General features: G+C 36.5%; 20 protein-coding genes and 1 tRNA gene. 10 read left to right on the top strand and 11 right to left on the bottom strand.

Annotated elements, in window-relative coordinates; translation table 11 throughout:
* Positions 1 to 22: 22 nt before the first annotated feature.
* The 3 genes from K0R93_RS14370 to K0R93_RS14360 all read left to right on the top strand — a co-directional run bounded on the left by K0R93_RS14370 (position 23) and on the right by K0R93_RS14360 (position 1653).
* On the top strand, positions 23 to 307 hold the full coding sequence (locus K0R93_RS14370) for a hypothetical protein (protein ID WP_300302622.1): 285 nt from the start codon (positions 23 to 25) through the stop codon (positions 305 to 307).
* A 132-nt stretch (positions 308 to 439) separates the two neighbouring features.
* Positions 440 to 805 carry a demethoxyubiquinone hydroxylase family protein gene (locus tag K0R93_RS14365; RefSeq protein WP_300302620.1) on the top strand — a complete coding sequence of 122 codons (366 nt, stop codon included), beginning with the start codon at positions 440 to 442 and terminating at the stop codon, positions 803 to 805.
* An 11-nt stretch (positions 806 to 816) separates the two neighbouring features.
* A complete protein-coding gene (locus K0R93_RS14360) occupies positions 817 to 1653 on the top strand; it encodes a family 1 encapsulin nanocompartment shell protein (RefSeq protein ID WP_300302618.1) in 837 nt (278 codons plus the stop codon).
* 29 nt (positions 1654 to 1682) lie between these two features.
* Here K0R93_RS14360 and K0R93_RS14355 read toward each other — a convergent pair whose 3' ends face one another.
* Positions 1683 to 1883 carry a DUF378 domain-containing protein gene (locus K0R93_RS14355; protein WP_300302616.1) on the bottom strand — a complete coding sequence of 67 codons (201 nt, stop codon included), beginning with the start codon at positions 1881 to 1883 and terminating at the stop codon, positions 1683 to 1685.
* 224 nt (positions 1884 to 2107) lie between these two features.
* On the opposite strand from K0R93_RS14355, the gene K0R93_RS14350 reads away from it, so the two are divergent.
* Entirely contained in the window at positions 2108 to 2359 is a 252-nt protein-coding gene (locus tag K0R93_RS14350; RefSeq protein WP_300302614.1) for a hypothetical protein, read from the top strand.
* Between the two features lie 48 nt (positions 2360 to 2407).
* Here the strand turns inward: K0R93_RS14350 and K0R93_RS14345 are convergent, their stop codons facing one another.
* Positions 2408 to 3688 (bottom strand): ArsB/NhaD family transporter, encoded by a 1281-nt coding sequence (locus K0R93_RS14345; RefSeq protein WP_300302612.1) that lies wholly within the window; start codon positions 3686 to 3688, stop codon positions 2408 to 2410.
* Positions 3689 to 3905: 217 nt separating this feature from the next.
* The gene (locus tag K0R93_RS14340; protein WP_300302610.1) at positions 3906 to 4388 is read right to left on the bottom strand and encodes a hypothetical protein; all 483 of its coding nucleotides are present in this window, start codon (positions 4386 to 4388) and stop codon (positions 3906 to 3908) included.
* A gap of 149 nt (positions 4389 to 4537) precedes the next feature.
* Between K0R93_RS14340 and K0R93_RS14335 the strand changes: the two genes are divergently transcribed.
* Together K0R93_RS14335 and K0R93_RS14330 are read left to right on the top strand one after the other, a co-directional pair.
* A tRNA-Gly gene (locus K0R93_RS14335) sits at positions 4538 to 4611 on the top strand.
* Between the two features lie 61 nt (positions 4612 to 4672).
* Positions 4673 to 5311, top strand: coding sequence for an MBL fold metallo-hydrolase (locus K0R93_RS14330; protein WP_300302608.1), 639 nt, complete (start codon positions 4673 to 4675; stop codon positions 5309 to 5311).
* A 38-nt stretch (positions 5312 to 5349) separates the two neighbouring features.
* On the opposite strand, the gene K0R93_RS14325 is transcribed toward K0R93_RS14330, so the two are convergent.
* Complete coding sequence (locus K0R93_RS14325; RefSeq protein ID WP_300302606.1) at positions 5350 to 5493, bottom strand: polynucleotide phosphorylase; 144 nt, start codon at positions 5491 to 5493, stop codon at positions 5350 to 5352.
* Between the two features lie 189 nt (positions 5494 to 5682).
* Between K0R93_RS14325 and pepT the strand changes: the two genes are divergently transcribed.
* A complete protein-coding gene (pepT, locus tag K0R93_RS14320; protein ID WP_300302604.1) occupies positions 5683 to 6909 on the top strand; it encodes a peptidase T in 1227 nt (408 codons plus the stop codon).
* A 91-nt stretch (positions 6910 to 7000) separates the two neighbouring features.
* Positions 7001 to 7177, top strand: coding sequence for a hypothetical protein (locus tag K0R93_RS14315; protein ID WP_300302602.1), 177 nt, complete (start codon positions 7001 to 7003; stop codon positions 7175 to 7177).
* 105 nt (positions 7178 to 7282) lie between these two features.
* Here K0R93_RS14315 and K0R93_RS14310 read toward each other — a convergent pair whose 3' ends face one another.
* From K0R93_RS14310 to K0R93_RS14290, 5 genes are all read right to left on the bottom strand, one after another.
* Positions 7283 to 8560: an MFS transporter gene (locus K0R93_RS14310; RefSeq protein WP_300302600.1), complete on the bottom strand. Its 1278-nt coding sequence runs from the start codon at positions 8558 to 8560 to the stop codon at positions 7283 to 7285.
* Between the two features lie 142 nt (positions 8561 to 8702).
* On the bottom strand, positions 8703 to 9932 hold the full coding sequence (locus tag K0R93_RS14305; RefSeq protein ID WP_300302598.1) for a MerR family transcriptional regulator: 1230 nt from the start codon (positions 9930 to 9932) through the stop codon (positions 8703 to 8705).
* Between the two features lie 168 nt (positions 9933 to 10100).
* Positions 10101 to 10280 carry a hypothetical protein gene (locus K0R93_RS14300; RefSeq protein ID WP_300302596.1) on the bottom strand — a complete coding sequence of 60 codons (180 nt, stop codon included), beginning with the start codon at positions 10278 to 10280 and terminating at the stop codon, positions 10101 to 10103.
* A 152-nt stretch (positions 10281 to 10432) separates the two neighbouring features.
* On the bottom strand, positions 10433 to 10699 hold the full coding sequence (locus K0R93_RS14295) for an ABC transporter substrate-binding protein (protein ID WP_300302594.1): 267 nt from the start codon (positions 10697 to 10699) through the stop codon (positions 10433 to 10435).
* An 8-nt stretch (positions 10700 to 10707) separates the two neighbouring features.
* Complete coding sequence (locus K0R93_RS14290; protein WP_300302592.1) at positions 10708 to 12327, bottom strand: recombinase family protein; 1620 nt, start codon at positions 12325 to 12327, stop codon at positions 10708 to 10710.
* 187 nt (positions 12328 to 12514) lie between these two features.
* Between K0R93_RS14290 and K0R93_RS14285 the strand changes: the two genes are divergently transcribed.
* Entirely contained in the window at positions 12515 to 14578 is a 2064-nt protein-coding gene (locus K0R93_RS14285; protein ID WP_300302590.1) for a sensor histidine kinase, read from the top strand.
* Positions 14579 to 14744: 166 nt separating this feature from the next.
* Here K0R93_RS14285 and nrdG read toward each other — a convergent pair whose 3' ends face one another.
* Together nrdG and K0R93_RS14275 are read right to left on the bottom strand one after the other, a co-directional pair.
* The gene (gene nrdG, locus K0R93_RS14280; protein WP_300302588.1) at positions 14745 to 15320 is read right to left on the bottom strand and encodes an anaerobic ribonucleoside-triphosphate reductase activating protein; all 576 of its coding nucleotides are present in this window, start codon (positions 15318 to 15320) and stop codon (positions 14745 to 14747) included.
* Between the two features lie 13 nt (positions 15321 to 15333).
* Positions 15334 to 17706, bottom strand: a complete 2373-nt coding sequence (locus K0R93_RS14275) for an anaerobic ribonucleoside triphosphate reductase (RefSeq protein WP_300302586.1) — start codon at positions 17704 to 17706, stop codon at positions 15334 to 15336.
* A 755-nt stretch (positions 17707 to 18461) separates the two neighbouring features.
* Here K0R93_RS14275 and K0R93_RS14270 point away from each other — a divergent pair.
* Positions 18462 to 21320, top strand: a complete 2859-nt coding sequence (locus tag K0R93_RS14270; protein WP_300302584.1) for a bifunctional diguanylate cyclase/phosphodiesterase — start codon at positions 18462 to 18464, stop codon at positions 21318 to 21320.
* Positions 21321 to 21425 lie beyond the last annotated feature (105 nt).

Here is a 21425-nt window from a genome sequence, read left to right as displayed (position 1 = left end):
TGGGAAGGAGGGTGTCCAAGTAATGAGAAAAAATTTAAATCAAATGAATAAAAAGCTGGCACAGGCTGCGGGGAATATTCAGCCGACAGACGACCAAATGAAGCAGTTTGCAAAACTAGCAAATCAGTATGGTGGAATGAATCCTGAACAAGTGGAAAAGGAAATGAATAAACTGATTCAAGGTTTTTCAGAAAAAGAGAAGAAGGATATGATACAAAAGCTTCATATGTTAAGACAGATGTCTGGATTGCTTGACGCTGAGCAAAGAAAAAAGGTAGATAAATTCATAGAATTATTATCCAGATAATAAAATAAGTAGAGGACCCCCTTCCTCTACTTATTTATTTACGCACAAAACTGAATATTTAAATAATTGTTGATTGTATATAATGATAAGGGGTATAATTTAATGGAAAAACATTACAAGGAGGTTATACATATGCCAAGCTTTGCAAATCCCTTTGCAGGGAATGTGAACAGAAAAATAAGCAATGAAGAATTAGTTCAAGCAATAAGGCTAGATATTGCTGGAGAGTTGGAAGCTATCTATGTTTATGATGCACATGTTCAAGCGACAGATAACCCTATTGCTAAGAAAGTGCTTGCAGATATTCGAGACGAAGAAAAAGCCCATGTGGGTGAACTCATGGCGCTTTTAAGAGTCCTAGATCCTCGTGAAGGTGAATTGTTTGCAGAGGGAGAAGAAGAGGTAAGAGAAATGCTTGAGGATTTAGGCATTCAAGAAAAAACCCTGGATGTTAAGGCTGTTCCAGCGAAAACCGTTGGAAGCTTATTGGAAGAATAGGAGGGATGGAAATGGATCATTTATTTAGAGATGATGCACCATTCAGTGGAGAATTATGGGAGCGCGTGGATGGTGTGGTAGTAAATGTAGCTACCCAACAATTGATTGGAAGAAGATTTATACCAATATTCGGTCCTCTAGGCGCAGGGATAGATAGTATTCATGTGGATGCATTGGACGTAGATATGGATACAAAAGTGGATTTTAACGGAGAAGAAGAGGATGCACCAATCAAAATCAGCAATAGGAAGTATGTTGCAATTCCTATGTTATATAAAGACCTGTCTATTGCTTGGAGAGATGTTGAGAGAAGCAAACAAACAGGACTTCCTATAGAATTATCTCCTTTTGCCATTGCAGCTACCGCTTGTTGTCAGAAAGAGGATAATATTATTTTCAACGGAAACCCAGCTTACGAGTATCCAGGCTTGACCAATGTGGAGGGTCGACAGACACTCAGCAAAGGAGACTGGCGTGAGGGTGAAAATGCCTTCAGGGATGTGGCAGAAGGAATAGAGAAGCTGGTCAGAAAAGGCTTTTATGGACCTTATGTGTTGGTTGTAAGCCCCGATCTATATGTGCAGATGCAGCGATTACAACAAGGAACTGGCATTTTAGAATTAGATCGGGTAAAAGAGTTAGTTGGAGGAAAGATTTATAAAACACCTGTTTTAGGTGAAAATAAAGCTGTACTTCTAGCTAGGGGTGCAGAAAATATGGATTTAGTTATCGGCCAAGATCTTGTTACAGCATACTTAGGACCAGAACAGATGAATCACCGTTTAAGGGTGTTTGAAACATTGCTATTAAGAATCAAGAGATCAGAGGCTATCGTAACGATAGAATAATAAAAATAGAGGGTAACTACCCTCTATTTTTATTGTCTAGTACGTTCTCTTTCTCTAAATAAAAAGCTAATAGAGTAGGCGCCTGCAAGACCAACCAGTGAATATACAATTCTGCTAAGTATAGACCCTTGTCCGCCGAGGAGTGATGCTACTAAATCGAATTGAAATAAACCAATAAGTCCCCAGTTTAGCGCACCTATCACTACCAATAAAAGTGCTAATCTATCCATGATTTCATCTCCTTTTTTAATTGAATTCACTTATTATTATTCCAAGGTTATTTAGAAAAATACGTATGAACTCAACGATTTGATACAAAAGGATAATATTGTATCGCTGTTCAAATTTGTACCAGAGAATGATTTATCTTCATAGTATGCAAAGATAGTTTTTGCACAAAATAACTTTGTAAGCCAATGAGCTTGCCAAAATTACTTGTGGAGGTATGCCAAATATGAGCGATCTTATGGGAAACAGACCTAGCTTGAACAATTCCAGTGCTGTAAATCAAGGCGAGATTCAGAAAGTAAAGCAGAAAATGAATAACTCGAACATGATGGTACAGGGAATGACATCCAATGTTACAGTTGGCGGAGCAGCAGGTTTAATGAATTCAACAGCCATAGGACAGCAGGAAGTGCAAAAAGTAAAACAAAAAGTACAGAATAGCGGCAACCAAAGCATGGGCTATAACAGCTTATCGTAATTTTGAAAGGCCTGAGGGATATACCCTCAGGCCTTAATCATTCTCAGATTACATCAAATAAAAGACATATAAATATACTGTAGAAATGATAATGGATACAATCATCAGTGGAAAACCGATTTTCATATACTCAACGAAAGAAATTCGGTGTTTATGTTTTTCTAGAATACCTGCGACGACCACGTTGGCGGATGCACCAACCAATGTACCATTTCCTCCCAAACACGCTCCAAGGGCTAAAGCCCACCATAATGGTGTAATATTAATAGAAGTAAGCGCACCGATACTTTGAATCAATGGAATCATGGTAGCTACAAAAGGTATATTGTCTAAGAATGCAGAGGCAATTCCAGAAATCCATAGAACAAGCAAAGCCGTCATTAATAGATTGCCTTGGGTAATATCAACTACACCTTTTGCAATCATTTCGATAGCGCCAACTTCCTCCAAGGTCCCCACCAAAACAAATAAAAAGATAAAGAAGAAAATTGTAAGCCATTCAATCTCATGGAAAATTTCTTCTGGATCTGTTTTGCTGATTAACAGCAATACTGAAGCACCCGTAAGGGCAACCGTGGCAGTTTCAAGGCCAACAAATTGGTGAAGTCCGAAACCTAAAATGGTGAAGGCTAAGACAATCAGAGATTTTTTCAACAAAACTTTATCCGTAATGGCTAGATTTTCATTGAACTGCATGATTTTAGCCTTGAGTTCCTCCTGAACCTTAAGTTGAGACTTATAGATGAATTTCAATATAAAGAGAGTTACTAGATAGATTACAAAGGCTGCCGGGGCTAAGTTTATAAGAAAATCCATAAAACCTAAGCCTGTTTCACTTCCGATCATAATATTGGGAGGATCACCAATTAAAGTGGCTGTACCGCCAATGTTGGCTGAAAGAATTTCGGCTACCATAAAAGGTATTGGGTTTATTTCTAAGGCTTCTGTAATCACCAAGGTAACAGGAGCAATCAATAAAACGGTGGTTACGTTATCCAAGAGGGCTGAGGATATGGCTGTTATGGTACTTAACATGACCAAGATATACCAAGGATCCCCCTTCGTAAGTTTAGCAGATTTAATGGCAATATATTGAAAAGCGCCTGTTCTTTTCAATATATTTACCATGATCATCATACCTATGAGTAGACCAATGGTATGGAAATCAATGGTCTCGAACGCTTGATCTAGACCAATGATTTTGAGCAAAATCATTAATACTGCACCAAAAAAAGCGATCGTGGTACGATTTATTTTTTCTGAGATGATGATGGCATAAATAGAAATAAAAATGATGATTGCAGCAATGAAGTGTAAAGAACCTGGCAAACATATCCCTCCCTCATTTATCTAACAAAGATAAATAGAACAATGTATTCATTTTACATCTTTTTGACGAAATATAAAAACTTTGTATAGAATAATATTCATATGATTAATGGCTTTAAAAATGATTATTGGAGAATAGGTGGATAATAGCAAGCTATACTATTATTTTCATCAATATTCGAAAAAATAACAAAGTTTTTATAAAAAAAAGAACCCATTATAGGGTATCTGGGTCCTTTTCAAAATATACTCTTTCACTCATATCTCGCGTCTCAAGGATTAAACTTTTAAATTGCTGTAAAGCTTCTTCGAGTTTCTCTGTTTGTGTACGGGAAACATTGTAATATAAAAATAAGTCTTCAAAGTTTCTCATAGTGATGCTTAAGGATTGATTAATCTCAATAAATTTGTCAAACTTTTTGCTTTTTTTTGCATTCTTCATTTGTGCCAGATCATGTTGAATGATATTTATTATATCTTCTTTGGATTCGTATGTACCCACATTTAATGGGTATGGGGAACGTCTCTGTAGAAAATATTTTCCTTTTTTATTGATGTGATAAACATATTTTACGGATGTACCATCAAGTTTAAAGCATACATAGTGCATAATTCCCCTGATATCCTCAACCTCAGCACCCATCTGTCTGAGTTTGAGTTCATGAATATCTTTCTCTAAATCCAGAAATTGCTTGCTCAAGCTACATCTGCCCCTTTCACCCATGTGCAATTATTGTTCTAGTCTTATCATAATATACTGGTTGCAAAAGAACAATAGACTAATAATAAGATATTTATAATATTGACAATATTAGGAAAAAAAATTATAATGGAGCTATCATTATAATTGCGGGCATAGCTTAATGGCAGAGTCCCGGCTTCCCAAGCCGGTTGTGCGGGTTCGATTCCCGTTGCCCGCTCCATTTGATAGCTCTGTTAATAGAGCTTTTCTTTAGTTTTGGCGGAATAGAAAGGTGGTATCCTATGAAATTTGAAAGATTTGTGGTAGGCATGTTAGAAAGCAATAGCTATATCATATATGACGAACATTCCTTAGAAGCATTGGTCATAGACCCAGGAGACGAAAGTCAAACATTACTAAAGTATATTCAAAAAAATTCCTTGAAAGTACAGGGCATTGTTTTGACCCATTATCACTACGATCATATAGGAGCTGTAGAGGAAATCAAAAAAAAATACGTTTGTCCTGTCTATATACATAAAAAAGATGCCATTGGTTTAAAAACACCTGAGATCAATCATTCTATCGGCGGTTATCGAAGACCTGTAGCTATTACCGCTGATAAGCTAGTATCCGATGGAGATCAAATACGGGCAGGAGAGGTAATCCTAGAGGTTATTCATACCCCGGGACACACCCATGGCAGTATGTGTCTAAGAGTAGTTAATGAAAACATTATTTTCACAGGGGACACGATCTTTGATGATGACCTGGGCAGAACCGATTTAGAGGATGGTTCAGAGGGTGAAATGAAGCGTTCTATCGTAAACAAAGTCTCTAAATGGCCTGATGATATGGTGATCTATCCCGGTCATGCAGATCACGCAACCATGGCCTATGTACGAAAAAAAAATATGGAGTTTTTAAGCTTGTTAAAATAAAAAGCACCCTGGGTGCTTTTTATTTGTATCCATGAAACTTACTTCTCCATAACCATGAAATAGACTTCTTTCCCAAACTCGTTATTAAATTTGCGCTCCAAATCTCTTAGGTTTTTCTCTTGGTCTTCTGACAAGTCAGCAAAGTTTAGTACCTTTAATGAATCTAAGTATTGTTGTTGCATAATATGCCTCCTTCTTCATTTAATATATTGAAATTGATGACTTTCAATGTTCTAGAACTATTATTGCCTAGATATAGAAATTCAATGTATAGGGAATTCTATTGAAAGGGAATTTAAAAAGTAGAATCTTCTAAAATTAGCGCAAAAGTGCTACAATATAGAGGGAATATAAGGAAGGGAGTCATAAATATGGAAAAAGTTGTTGAAAGGTTTTTAAGATATGTGAAATATGATACAAAGGCTGATGAGGCATCGGCTACTTGCCCGAGCTCTGCCAGTCAAATGATATTGGCGAAGGACTTAGCTAAGGAGATGGAGGAAATCGGGTTAAAGGAGGTATCATTGGACGAGAATGGGTACATCATGGCCACACTGCCATCTAATATAGACCAAGATGTACCAGTGGTAGGGTTTATTGCCCATATGGATACGAGTCCTGATATGGCTGGTGCCGATGTCAAGCCTCAGCTTGTAAAGTATGAAGGTGGAGACATTGTTTTAAATAAAAAGGAGAATATCATTCTTTCCCCTAGGGATTTTCCTGAGTTAGAGGAATATGTAGGCAGAACCCTCATTACAACCGATGGGACTACGCTGCTTGGTGCTGACAACAAAGCAGGGATTGCAGAGATTATTACTGCCATGGAATATCTTATACAACATCCAGAGATTCCCCATGGGACCATAAAGGTTGGGTTTACACCCGATGAAGAAATCGGAAGAGGCGCAGATAGATTTGATGTAGAAAAATTTGGTGCAGCCTTTGCGTATACTGTGGATGGAGGTCCTATAGGTGAGTTGGAATACGAAAACTTTAATGCAGCGGGTGCCAAAATCATTATCCATGGAAGAAATGTACATCCAGGTTCTGCAAAAAATAAAATGAAGAATTCAACCCTTATTGGGGCAGAGCTGGCAGGTATGCTGCCTTCAAATGAAACGCCTGGCCATACAGAGGGCTATGAAGGCTTTTATCATTTGAATAGCATTGAAGGAAATGTAGAAGAAACAAAAATGAATTATATCATCAGAGAATTTGATAAAAACAAGTTTCAGGAAAGAAAAGCAGCCGTACAAAGTGTTGTTGACGCATTGAATGAAAAATATGGTGACGGAACAGTAGTTTTAGAGATGAAAGACCAGTATTACAATATGAAGGAAAAGATCGATGAGGTAAAACACGTGGTTGAAATTGCCCATCAGGCCATGGAAGAAGTTGATGTAAAGCCTGTCATTGTACCGATCCGTGGCGGCACCGATGGAGCCCGCTTATCCTACATGGGATTACCCACACCCAATATCTTCACAGGCGGCCATAATTATCATGGAAGATACGAATATATTCCTACTTTCTCCATGGAAAAGGCTGTGGAAGTAGTGGTGAAAATTGCAGAACTTTGTGCAAAAGGTCAATAGGAAACATGAATCTTTCTTCCTGTGATTGAGGAATACTAAAGAAAGGCCAGCGAATTTCTTTAGTATTTTAATCATTGAAGGAGGGTAATTCATGGATAAAAAGTATGTTATACGAACAGATGCTTCAATCTCTCAGCCAATGACACGGGAGGAAGCGATTAAGAAGGTAAAAGAATATGATCAGCAGGGTGTTTCTGCCTACATTGTTTCCGAGGAAGAAAGTAATCGGATCAAGGAAGGGGAATTCAGAGCACCGAAGTGGAGTTAGGAAGGGTGACATAGTGTCACCCTTTTTCAAATTTTATGAACCTATTTAGGTGTGGGCTTCAAAACAGGTCCATGGAATATCACATGAATAAATGGATGATAGAAATTAAGCGTAGTCCTGCTGTTTTATTTTGTATAAATCCTTGGTAATTCTGGTGACTGCAGGAACAAATAGCAGTACCATATAAACCAGGCCGCAAGAAATAACGAAAAATACATAAGAGTGGATCTTGCCGATAAAACTTCCCATGACTACACCTGAAAGGGGAATCAGTCCTTGGGCAATGCTGGTTGATACACCATAAAACTTACCTCGTAGGTTTGCTGGGATAATCTTTTGCAGATGGGTAGCAACGGCGATGTTGAGGGCAGCCGAAAAAACACCTGCCAAAATCAGTGCAATGACAAAGTATATGGGCGTATGCTTCAACCCAGTAAAGAATGGATAAAACATGATCGGAATAGCAAAAAGAATGATGAGGGAATTTACACCCAGGATAGAATAAAACAATACACTATGATGATGAAGAAATGCAGGGTGTCTTGAAAAATAAATAGCAGCTAGGCAGAAGCCTAAACCCAAGGCTGCTTCAATGGCACCAAATTGCAAGGGTGTTACCGCAAACTCAGTTTTTAATGTATAGGGAACCACAATCATAAAAAGGGGATCCCATAAAAGATTTACAAAGGTAAATATGAACATCAAGGTAAGAATATCTTTGTTTTGGAATAAGAATTTAAAAATTTGCTGAAAATCATCCCTAAAATGGGAACTGCGATCAGTTAGTGGGTGTGACTTAGCGGTAGGGATATATTGAATGAACATCTCACAAAGAGATGAAACCAAAAAAGATATTCCGTTAAAGAGGAAGATCGTCTGTATGCTTAAAAATGATACAAGAATACCACCAAACAAAAGGCCCAATAGACTGGTAAGCCGCTCGATAAACTGATTGGAGGCATTGGCAGCTTGAAGCTCGGCTTCCTCCAATATCTCTGGAAGAACACTTCTTACGGCAATGGACAGGGCCGAAGTCGATATAGATAGAATGCATGTGCCTAGGAGGAGATGGATGGGTGTTAACAGCTGCTGGTTTAGAAGGAAAGCCAGGACTAATGCCGTAATCCCAGATAAAATATCGGAATAAACAATGATTTTTTTCTTATTGTATCGATCAACAAATCCACCAATAAAGCCTCCAAGAACCACAGCCGGGACAAGGCCTGCCACCATAACCCATGTGAGGATTTTCCCGTTTTCTTCTCCAGGAAGAGAGAGCACATACCAAATGAGGCTGATATGATAAATGGAATTTCCTAAAAGAGACACAAGCTTGCCGGATAATAGAAGAAAAAAGTTTCTGTTTTTCAATATAGATATCATTGTTACAACCATCCTTTACGATTTTTTACACGAACACGTGTTGTTTCTTTCATTCTAAAGGATGGTGTTTCCACAAGGTCAATAGGCGAGAAGGAGAAATTAAGAATAAATATGAAAGAAACATGGGGTTAGCCCCATGTTTCTAAGATCGCTTCTCTCCATGCCAGTAAACTTCAGAAACAGAGCCGCCTTCGATGAGCGGTTCATACATCCCAGCCTCATCGATCGTGCCCAATTCCTTGTATTCTAAAGTGCTATAGCTATCGTTGGCAAATAGTTTTTCTAAATATTCAGCATGGTAGAAACGACGATTTTGCTCTGATAGATGTTTTAACCGTTTGGATAACTTATTAAAATACACGAATACACCTAGATACTTTCCATTTTCCTTCATCTTAGAGGATAATACCTGTGGTAAAAACTTCGTTGCTTTGAGATTGTAGTTGACGGATCCCCAATAATCAAGGATATAATCTACTGAAGCATTGCCAAGTGGAAGTTTCTCAAAATCTGTACATAGAAACACGAAATTCTTATGGAGAGATTCCCGCTCTAGATAGTCTTTCACATGGTGTATTCTGTTGAGATCATGATCTGTGATGATATAGAAAGCATCCAGCGGAAGCTGCCTCAATAGCTGACGAATTAAGAGACCGGACCCTGTACCAAGCTCTAAAATAACAGCATTTGATAATATTTCATTTTTAAGCGTTTCTTTCACCATATTGATGGCTCTGTACATGAAATTTATAAATTTTGTAGAGGTATTCATTACGTAATCCAGGGTAGTGTGGGTCGTATCGATAGGGATAATACGATCCCGATCTTTATCATCTAGAGATATGAAAATGCCCTTAGAAACCTCGGCAGAATAACCACAGTTACACTGGAAGAGACCTTCTATCAGCATGTTGTTTTCGATGTGACCTCCTAAGAGCGGGAGACTATTACCACATAGAGGACAATAGATAGATGTAACAAAGGAAAGAGGCATGCCAAGGAAACGATGGGGAATTGAATCTTCTAAATGTATTTCTTTGATTTTCTCTTCCAAATACCCTAGTACTCGTGCTAGTTCCTTCTGCTGTTGAAGGAGCCCATCCTTCTTTGTTTCTAGAAAGTTCTTGTAATGCAGTTGATCTTCACTGGTTTTCATCGCTGTAAGCCGCTTGTATGCAAATATCTTCTGTATCTCTGCTAGTGAGAAATTCATTTTCTTGAATTCTAAAATTTCCAAGAGATCCGTACTATCTTCTTTTTTAAAGGAATAATGGCTTCCAAGTTTCTGTGGCAGCAGGAGTTCCAAATCCATATAATGGCGGATCATATCAATGGATACATGATGTTTTTTTGCAAATTCACCTATTTTCATCTGTCATAACCTCACCTAAACAAATTCTAACTATAGCATATCATATTATTTATGAAAAAATTAAGATACAATCAACTTTTTATAGGACTACTTATTCTTACAAATGGACAAAGCAGGGTCTATTTTCTGTTCAGAAGATAGACCCTGCTTTGTTCTGTTTATCATAAGTTAATTTGCTTTCTTCTCTAGCTGAATCAATATTACCATAATACCCATGAGCATTACGATCAGTGGTTTGAAAACCCAGGGTAAAGTGACTGAATCAATATTTTCTAAAATTAGAAGCAGACCAAGGACAATAAATACAATTAGTCTGGATTTTTGAATATATTCCTTGTTAAATCGCATGAGGGGATCCTCTTTTCTCTAGTATGATAACAGTATATCAAAATATGCCATTGTGTTAAACAGTTTAGCGTAATATTTACACATATAAAAGAGAAAAAAGGCGGTTCTGAAAACCACCCTTTTAAAATCTTCGTGATATTTGGTTTTTAGTATTATTTGATTGTTTTCATTGCTTCTTCAGCAAATTTTGTGGTTACGATCTCGTTATAAGGTGCTCTCTTATCTAATTCACCAGCTTGTTCCATGATATCCATCATATGGTTCAAACCATCTTCTGTCAATACAAGGTCTGGTTTCCAAGTATCTTGGCTCTTATATCGCTCAGCTACCTTTACGAGAATTTCCATATCAGAATCAGGGAATTGTGGAGCGATGGATTGAGCAATTTCTTCTGGACTATGGCTTTCAACCCACTTCATGCCTTTAGCTATGTAGTGCTATTCGTGAAACGAACGTCTTTAGGATATACGTGGATATTCACGCCATCCCAAACAACTTTATCAACTAGCCTGTGTATTAGAGTTTGTTGATCTTTAAAAGGGAGATTGCCAATATCAACGACTCGTGCAAATAAATCTAATGTAATCTCAAAATTTAGCTTTTGTAATAAATTTATCTCAACTCTATCTTCTACGGATGCCAGATCCTTTTCTAGTTCTTTTACTTCGGCATCAACTATATTGATTTTTTCTAGTATATATTTTGATGCTGCAGTATTGCTAGAATCAGCGATGGATTGAACGAGCTTTTCAATCATTGCTTTTTTCTTGTTCATCTCGCCTGCAATACTTTTTTTCTTATCCTCAGTATCTGCTTTCTGAATATCAAAGGATTTCATTTGAGCGGATAAAAGACCTTTAAGACTCTCTGCATTGAGCGCAAGTTCTTGTAAAGACTTAACAACTTCCTGATCTGATTCAAATCCATTTAAGTTTATGTTGTCACATAAACCAGAATTCGTTCGTTCTTTCCTTCTGCAAACGTAATAGAAGTACTTAACGCTGCCATCAGTATTTTTTTGTATACTAGAAGATTTCATGGTTTCTCCACACTTGCACTTTAACAAAGGAGTGATGAGGCTTATGGAACTGGTACCGGTCTTAATTGCTTTGCTATGATTTTCTTCAGCAATATTTTGTACCTGAATCCAATCTTTAGAGGAAATCACTCCAACGTGTTTACCCACCCCTAGGATCCAATCCTTTTCCTCTCTAACAGTCCAGGTGTTCTCACAGCGTTTTGAATATGCCATTAGACCATTGATGCCATTAAATTCATTTTCGCTAGGAATAGAGGCACCACGGCTCTTAAAATATTCATATGACAGCTTATCTGCTATACAGTAGACCGGATTTCTGAGAATATAACTTAGGGTAGATTTATTAAAAAATGATCCGGTACGTTTGATATTATTCTGTATAAGATAGGATTCAACTTTTGAAAATGTACCTAACTCCAGATATCTATCAAAAATCAGTCTAACAACATCTATTTCTTCTTGAATAGGGAAGAGCTGATAGAGCTTTCTTTTTTCTCCTTCAATATCTATACTTTGTATCTGTTTACTTCTATATCCATAAGGTCTTTTCCCGCCAAGCCACCTACCAGTTAGGGCCAGTCTCTCCATATTATCTTTGATTCTTTCTGCAATGGTCTCACGTTCAAGCTGGGCGAATACGGAAGAAATATACATCATCGCTCTACCCATAGGCGTGGAGGTATCAAACTGTTCTCTGATGCTGACAAAAGAAATATGGTTAGTCTGCAGCATTTCTATGGTTTTTGAAAAATCTAATACATTTCTACTGATCCTATCTAAGCGATAGCAGAGTAGCACATCAAATTTCTTTTTTATAGCATCAGCAATCATTTTTTGATATTGAGGCCTATCCGTATTACCACCAGAGAAACCTTCATCTTCATAGATAATAAAATCACTTATGTTGAAATAATTGGTTGCATATTCTTTACATAAATCGATTTGGTTCTGAGTGGACTCTCCAGTACCAGTAAACTTTGATTTTCTCGAATAAATAGCAGCTTTCATGATATCACCTCAGATTAATTATATTAAAAGAGCTGCAATAAATTTACTAATAATGGAACAGGAATAGGCAGAATTTGTGCTGCCCTTTGGTTTAAATGCCTATAAAAAAATAATAATATATAAATTTCCAGAAGGAATTTCAAGAAAATTATTGAAATTTCTCATATGCCTTATTATGGAGGTCATCATGAGAAAAATGAGAGGGTTAAGAAAAGTAAACAATGCTGATAACATTGACGATTTAAAAACAGAGTCAATAGAGCGAAAAAAAGAATCGAATGATCAGAAAAATATACAAATTAAGAAGAAGCAGTTAAATGTAGCTTCGTTAGATGCTCTAAGAAGTATGATTTGGAGGTCTGATACTGCAGGAGAATGTAACTATTTTAACGAACAGTGGCTGGATTTTGTGGGGAAGACCTTTGAGGATCAAATAGGATATGGATGGGTTAAAGGAGTACACCCAGATGATGCTGAGCAGTGTATGCAAATATTTGTTGAGCATTTTAATAGACGAGAACCTTTTGAGATGGAGTATCGGCTTCTTCACAACAGTGGGGTATACCGCTGGATTATTGATTATGGTACTCCTTTATATGAGCAAAATGGTGATTTTGAAGGATATATCGGTACTTGCTATGATATTACAAAACGAAAAGAAGACGAAGAAAAGCTTAAGGAACGAGAAATAAAATTCACTCAAATATTTGATAATTCCGTGGATATGATATTTGTTAAAAAATATATGGCTGATGGCAATATACAATATATTGAGGTAAATAATACTGCATGTAAGATACTTGGGTATACGAAAGAGGAGATACTAAAACTTAAGCCATCTGAGTTATATCCTGAAATCAAGGATAAGGGGTATATTGTAGATCAGTTTTTAAGAGAAGACGAGATCACTTTTGAAATTAACTACAGAACAAAAGACCAAACAGATATTCCTGTGGAAGGTACTAGCAAGATATTCTTTATCAATGAGGAGAAGTATATTGTCAATACCGTCCGAGACATAAGGCAAAGAAAAGCTGCAGAAAAGACACTACTTGAAGCAGAAAGACGGTTTGGTCATCTAATAAAAATTGCACCCTATGGTGTTGTAGTTCATGATGAACAATCTTTTACTTACGTTAATGCTGCAGCTGCAAAAATATTTGGTTACGAAAATCCAGAAGATATGACAGATATGTGTATCTACAAAGTCATACCTGAGTCATCCCAAGAAAATTTTCATCAAAAGATTGTAAATGCATTGGAAACAGGAAGTATGATTCCAACCCGTGAAGTTTTATTTGTACGAAGAGATGGCGTGGTCATAAATGCTGAAGTAACATCTACAATATATAAGGAACGAGATAATAAATTGATGCTGAGTATTATCAGAGACATAACCGTTAGAAAGCAAAATGAGAAATTGAAGATCATCATTGAGGAGCAAGAAAGACAGAGAAAGGAAACTGAAGAATACGAGAGTTTACGGGTTGAGTTTTTTGCTAATCTATCCCACGAAATGAAAACACCATTAAATTTGATTTTTAGCTCCACCCAGATGATTGAACTATATAGCCAGGAAAATATTCATACACACCGTTTTACAAAAATACTACGACAAAATGCGTATAGAATGCTGCGGTTAATCAATAACTTAATTGATATTACAAAGATGGACTCGAATTATTATCATCTAAATCTATGCAAGTGTGATATTGTTCAAGTTGTTGAAAATATAACCCTCTCTGTAGCTGATTATGTAGCAAATCGAGATGTAAAATTGGTTTTTGATACAGAGATAGAAGAAAAGGTCATCCCCGTTGATCCTGATGCCATAGAGAGAATCATATTAAATCTTTTATCTAATGCAATCAAATTTACCAACTGTGGGGATCAGATTACTGTTTCTATTTATGAAAAGAAGAGAGGTATACAAATATCTGTCAAAGATACTGGAATTGGAATACCAAAAGACAAATTGAAAATTATATTTGATCGATTTAGACAGGTGGACAAATCACTAACGAGAAACCATGAAGGTAGTGGCATTGGATTATCACTGGTAAAATCTTTAGTAGAGATGCATCATGGAAACATAAAAGTTAAGAGTATACAAGAAAAAGGCAGTGAATTTATTATATATCTACCAGACAAATCCCAAGATTTAAATCTTGGTGCTGGCATTCAAGAAAAACCGATGACCATAGATAAGGTAGAGAAGATAAATATTGAGTTCTCAGACATATATTTATAAAAGAAATGAGTTTCTATATATTTGATCAATTTCTCAGAATAAATGATGAAAAATGAGCAATTTAACAAAGGATGTTTTTTAGTCTTACTTGGGATGTATGTAAATACTTGTGTAAATTTGGGAATACAAAACCCATGGAATATGTCTTTCCATGGGTTTATGTTTTTTATATGCACTTAGAAAAATTCGGTTGGCTCGCTATAGCTGCTTCTTCTATATGGATTTCATGATAATCCTCATGTAAAGCAGGCATCTTCAATTTCAAAGATTTAGGTACATCCAAAATTCTTTGATTTTCTGATCCTCGGAATCGAAGCAATAGATTTTTCTTTTCAAGGATAAAGGGGCCATCAATGAGTACATCGATGGATTTTAGAAATTCGATCCATCCTTCTTTATATCTGAAGCCTTTCGTATTGATCAATTCCTCAAAGGTATAACCCGTATAGCACCAGACATTCAGACCTAGTTCTTTTGCCTTCTTTGCAATTTCAAGACATTCTAGAGGTTGTTCAAAGGGTTCACCACCACTGAAGGTAATACCGCGATTCAACTTTAAAGTTTCCAATTCTAATGAAATATCATCTATATCCATGAAAAATCCACCATTGAAATCATGGGTGGCAGGATTGTGACAGCCTTTACAATTATGTCTACAGCCCTGGGTCCATATTACGGCCCGAAGACCGGGTCCATCAACTATACTATCCCTCGTCATTTTATGCGCCAAACGGACGAGCATTCTACCACATCCTTTACATACCTTTAAAGTTATGCTTTACCCTTTGTTTCACTTCAGCAAGCTTTGCATCATTGAAACGATCAATTGTTCCTACCAAGTAGCCTGTTATTCTCCGAATTCTTTCAAATTTTACTCCGTCCTCTTCCGAACGGCCACAGCCTGGACAAATATCATCGATCACACCATTAAAGCCACAAACAGGATCACGATCGACAGGGTGATTAATACTGCCATATCCAACCCCTGCTTCCTTCATTGCTCGCACGATTGTCTCAAAGGCTTCTAAATTATCAGAGGGTTTTCCATCCAACTCTATGTATGTGATATGACCTGCATTTGTCATGGTATGATAAGGAGCCTCTAACTGTATTTTTTCATAAGCGCTCACCTTGTGATAGACTGGCACATGGAATGAGTTCGTATAATAATCCTTGTCAGTGACTCCTGGAATTTCTCCAAACACTTTGCGGTCGATTCGGGTAAACCTTCCTGATAATCCCTCAGCTGGCGTAGCAATCAGTGAAAAATTAAGCTTATACTTCTCTGCCGTAGCATCTAACTTATCTCGCATGAACTTTACTATTTTTAGTCCAAGTTCTTGAGCTTCCTGGCTTTCACCATGATGCTTTCCAATCAAAGCTTTTAATGTTTCTGCCAATCCGATAAATCCAACGGTTAGGGTACCATGTTTTATGACTTCACTCAAGTGGTCATTCCAGTCTAATTTATCAGAATCCAGCCAAATGCTCTGACCCATCAAGAAAGGAAAGTTCTTTACTCTCTTATTCTGTTGAACCTTCATTCTCTCCATTAATTGATCAATGACCAAATCAATTTTTTCATCTAATTCGGTGAAAAAACCTTCAAAATCTGGACTTGCTTTTGTTGTAATGCCATGTTTGATTGCTATTCTTGGCAGGTTAATCGAAGTAAAGGAAATATTACCCCTACCTGTAACGATTTCTCTTTCCTTGTCATAGACATTCCCGATTACCCTGGTTCGACAACCCATATAAGTAGCTTCTGTTTCAGGACGGCCTGGAACATAGTATTGAGCATTGAAAGGTGCATCTAAGAAGCTAAAGTTAGGAAACAATCTTTTGGCAGATACCCGACAGGATAATTTAAACAAATCATAGTTGGGATCTTCAGTGGTATAGTTCACACCTTCCTTAACCTTAAAAATCAGTATTGGGAATATGGCTGTTTCGCCATTTCCTAGACCTGATTCTGTAGCCAGAAGAAGATTTCTAGAAATCATTCTGCCCTCTGTGGAAGTATCTGTTCCAAAATTGATGCTGCTAAAAGGTACCTGGGCACCTGCTCTTGAATGCATTGTATTAAGATTATGTATGAAAGCTTCCATTGCCTGATAGGTTCTTCTATCCGTCTCTTGGAAAGCATATTTTTTTGCAAATTTATGTATTTTTAGAGCTTGAGCCCTATCGATATTCAATTTTTTCACTAATAGATCAATTTCTACATCCATATAGGCAGGCGTATCTTCCATGATCAATGGAAGATTAGCAATTTGCTGAGATTCATGAATAATCTCTTCAGCGAATTGTTCTGGTGCTTCATCTTCAAGACTACAATATAAAGAAATGGCTTTGGCCATATTGGTCTTATAAAGCTTTGTATAGGTTTTTTTTACACCTAGTGCGAGGCCGTAGTCGAAGAAGGGGATGCTTTGCCCGCCGTGTTGATCATTTTGATTGGACTGAATGGCTATGGCAGCTAAAGCAGCATAGCTCATGATATCTTGAGGTTCCCTTAAAAACCCATGTCCCGTAGAGAATCCGCCTTCAAACAATTTAAGAATATCTATTTGTGCACAGGTTAATGTGCCCATGTTGAAGAAATCAAGATCATGAATATGGATATCTCCATTGTCATGGGCAAAGGCATGGGCAGGCTTTAACATATGGGTCTTACAAAATTCCTTTGAAACCGCACTTCCATACTGAAGCATTGTACCCATAGCAGTATTTCCATCGATATTTGCATTTTCCCTTTTCGTATTGCTTTCTGTGGCATCCTGCAAGGTGATGGCTTCTATGGTTCTCATCAAACGAGACCTTGACTCTCTGCTTCTTGTACGATCTGCCCGATAAAGGATGTAATTTTCACTGGTTTTTGCATGTCCTGCTTCGATCAAAATCTTAACAACTGCGTCCTGTACCTGCTCAACAGTGGGAATTTCACCTATGTACTTTTTATTTAGCAAGGCCATGACATCTTCCGTTAGTTTTTCAGCAACCTCATAGTCTGCTTCTCGGCCTTCTTGCTTCGCTGCAACCTGAGCTGCTTTAAAAATTGCTGCTGTAATTTTCTGAGGAACAAAGTTAATAATTCGTCCGTCTCTTTTTTTTATCTTATCTAACATTTTCAACTTCCTTCCTTCTATATATTGTGTATTGATGTGGATTATGTACTATATATAGATTAAAAAGCAATAAAAAATACCCTCATGCGCTTCATAGGGTGAAATATTATGTACTCATTTTTTCTATCTAAAGTAGATTTTAGCAAAACTAACAAAGATACTCAATGTGAAATTTGGCCCATAATTTATGATTAGAACCGATTATTTTCTAGAAACCTGTCGTTTATGATGTTATTCTTAAAGATAGTAACTTTACGAATTAAATGTCTGGATACTGCTTAAATACAAGGTTGTAGGACCTAAAAAATATTCATCATGATTTAAAAAATATTATATGTTTCCCATGGAATCTTCCACCTAACAAACTTATCTTTTTCCGTCAAACTATCTACTATATTGCTATTGCATTATTTTAATGTATTTATCTAAATCCAACCAAAAAAATTGTATTTCACTTGCAATAAAAGGAAGAAAAATGTAAAATATAGTAGAAATATGTCGAAAAAAATCAAATATCTATTTTGATACGAACAATTCTTATCGTAATTAGATCAACTCATCGATTGATGATGTCAAAAAGATATAGCTTTAAATGAAATAATTCTTCATGTTGCCAGGTGCCAACCGACATAATACTTCCATACATAAGGGCAATTTTGAGCGGACACTTTTATTCAAGGTGTCTTTTATAATATCACTTATTTAGAACGTGGTTAATGCTAACTTACTTAAAAGAAAAACAAAGGATGGAATGAATGAAAAAATATTGTTCAGAAGCAATATCAGACAAAGAAAGGAATAAAATTTTGGAAAAGATGTCCGAATATCAATATGCATGTGAGGATGTATTTCTTAAACTACCCGATGCCGTTCTGATATTTGAAGGATTCAAAATTGTAAACTGTAATACAGCGGCACTTAAATTGTTTAATTACGAAAAAATAAGCGATATGAGTGGGATGACACCTCTGGATATATCGCCATTGAAACAACCGGATGGAGTAGACTCTGAGTTAAAATCTAAAGAAATTTTACAGACATCTATCATAGATGGAATCGTTAGATTTGAATGGCTGCACAAAAATAGTCTTGGCAAGGAATTCCCAGTAGAAGTTACCCTAATAACCATTGATAAAGTATCAACTGCCCGTTTATGTGCAATTATACATAATACAACAAAACTAAATGAAATGAATGCTAAACTAAGGGAAAGCCAAGCAAAATACAAAATATTGTTTGAAAATAACCATGCAGTAATGTTAATTATTGATCCAAGAACGAAAGATATTCTAGATGTAAATGAAATGGCTACTAGATACTACGGCTATAGCAGGGAAGAATTATTAAATTTACAGTTAACAGATTTAACGATATCCACAGCAGAAGACGTAGAAAGAAAAATCATGAAAGCGAGTTTGAAAGAAGAAAACTTATTCAATGTGAAGCATAGATTGGCCAACAAGGAAGTGCATGATATTGAAGTTTATAGCGGCCCAATTGAAATCAATGGAAACCGATTATTATATTTGGTTGTACATGATGTATCCCAACGAATCGCAGTCGAGAATGAACTGAAGCTTCAAAAAACATACTTTAAGCAGCTGTTTGAAAATTCTCCAGAAGCTATTGCCATCTTAGATACCCATGCCCGAATCATTGGCATTAATAAGTCTTTTGAAGAGTTATTTTTGTATCAATTAAGTGAAATTGTAGCCAGAAAGATTAATGAGGTTCTTTACCCTACGGATGATGACCAGGAACTCCTGGATATATTAAAAATAGTCAATAAAAATGAAATAGTAAAAAAAGAAGTGTTGCGAAAAAACAAACTAGGAAAGCTTACGCATGTAGAATTATTGGCATATCCTATCTCTAGCAATGGTAATCCAGTAGGGATATATGCAACCTATAGTGATATTACTGAGAGAAAACAATATGAAGAGCAGCTAAAGGTTTTTGCAGGTGTATATAATCATAATACCGAAGGAATCATCATTACAGATATGGATGGGAGTATCGAATGGGTAAATAAAGCCTTCACAAAAATGACAGGGTTTAAGGAGAATGAGTTAAAAGGCAATAATCCAAGAATATTAAAATCAGGAAAACATGATAGAGCTTTCTATGAAGAAATGTGGTATGCCCTAAACAACACAGGGAAATGGCAAGGTGAGATATGGAACCGACGGAAAAATGGTACTTTCTATCTTGAATGGTTAAATATCTTTACAATCGATGATCAAAATAGTAAACCGACACACTATGTTGCAATTACCAGTGACATTACAGAACAGAAGAAGAAAGAAGAAATGATTGAGTTTCTTGCGTTTAAAGACAACTTGACGGAACTATACAACAGAAGTTATTTTATACAGAAGTTAGAATATGAGATTGCTCAAAGCAGCGCCAAAAGTGAAGGTTTGCTATTGATGTTTCTTGATCTAGATGGCTTTAAAAGAATAAATGATAATCTAGGTCATCTTGCGGGGGATGAAATATTAAGGTCTTTTTCCCAGAGACTGAGAAAGTGTGTAACGGAATCAGATGTCATTGCAAGGATCGGTGGAGATGAGTTCGTTATCATGTTTTCTAAAGGCACAGATATACATAAGGTAATGAATATTGGAGAACGAATTATAGATAGTTTTAAGGAACCATTTGATTATGAAAGCAAACGATTATATTTAGGTGCAAGTATTGGAATATCAGTGTATCCGGATGATGCCCTCGATGCTATGACGCTTATTAAACATGCGGACATAGCGATGTATGAAGCAAAAAATAGTAAAGGAAGCAGGATAAAAGTATATTCACCAGCCTTAAATAAACAGTTGGAAGAAGATTTTACCTTGGAAAACTATTTGAGACATGCGATGGAGCATAGTGAACTGTTTCTTATTTATCAGCCCATCGTTGATACTGTTACGCAGAAGATAGTAGGTGTAGAGACGCTGGTTCGATGGCAACACCCCCAACTAGGAATAATTTCCCCCTTGAAGTTCATACCCATCGCTGAAAAAAACGGAATGATCATACCAATCGGTGAATGGATACTAAGGGAAGCTTGTAAGCAAAATAAGAAATGGCAGCTAGATGGCTATAGTCCAATTTTTACATCTGTTAATATATCTGTTCATCAATTAGAATCCCCTGGATTCTCCGAGGTTGTTAAGACCATACTTGAAGAAACGGGTTTAGAACCAAAATATCTAGAGTTAGAAATTACTGAAACCGTTTATATGGAGAACTTAGGGAACATTTTAAAGGTCTTGGAAGATATTAATCAGATGGGTATAAAGATTTCCATAGATGATTTTGGAACAGGTTATTCTTCTTTAGGTCAATTAAAGCGGTTAGATATCAGCAAACTGAAAATTGATAAATCATTCATTCAAGACATATATACGGATACAAATAATACGAAATTGGTTTCAGCGATCATATCCATGGCGAAGAGCCTCAACCTGGACATTGTGGCAGAGGGCGTTGAAAAAGAAGAGCAATGTGAATTCCTTAAAGACAACTGCTGCAGCTTTGTACAGGGATATTTATTTAGCAAACCAGCTAGCAGCGAGGATATTAAAAAATTCCTTAAGAAAAATGAGCTAGTATAAATAAAGCTGTGGGTCTAGTATTTACTAGACCCACAGCTTTATTTATAGTGTCTGCATTATCTCATACTGCAAATATTTCTAATATGCGAGTATGAGATAATGCAA

The sequence above is a fragment of the Anaerosolibacter sp. genome, from assembly GCF_029240175.1.
In the GTDB taxonomy this organism is placed as follows: Bacteria; Bacillota; Clostridia; order Peptostreptococcales; family Thermotaleaceae; genus Anaerosolibacter.
The sequence above is the reverse complement of the archived record's forward strand: the minus strand, read 5'-3'. Positions and strand labels throughout refer to the sequence as shown.